Origin of the sequence: Pantoea sp. GbtcB22 (assembly GCF_019091025.1) — a bacterium.
Lineage (GTDB): Bacteria > Pseudomonadota > Gammaproteobacteria > Enterobacterales > Enterobacteriaceae > Pantoea > Pantoea leporis.
This window is the reverse complement of record NZ_JAGXKB010000084.1, coordinates 1-296: the sequence shown is the minus strand read 5'-3', so window position 1 is coordinate 296 and position 296 is coordinate 1. Positions and strand designations below refer to the sequence as shown.

Below are 296 nucleotides of genomic sequence, written 5' to 3'. Positions count from 1 at the left end.
TGCTGCGCGCAATGGCATCGCTGGCGCACAGCACGTTGATCGCCTGGCCGCTGACATCACCCACCAGCCAGCGGAACATCAGACCAAGCTGGCCGATGGCGCGCAGCGACACGCCAATCTCATCGACGCGGTCGATCTGCTCCACTTTATGGCTGGCGCCGGTCGCCACGCTCAATGCCTGTCGGCACATGCGCTCCATCGGACGTGAAATTTGCTGCTCCAGCCACAGACTCGCCAGCAGTAGAAGGCCCGCCATGCCGCCGGCAAAGCAGCCAACGGCAAGAGGTGCAAGGCCC

Annotated in this window: 1 pseudogene; it reads right to left on the bottom strand. The window is 64.2% G+C overall.

Going from position 1 to position 296, the window contains the following annotated elements:
- A pseudogene (locus KVT28_RS24850) lies at positions 1–296 on the bottom strand (cell wall metabolism sensor histidine kinase WalK); the annotation flags it as partial.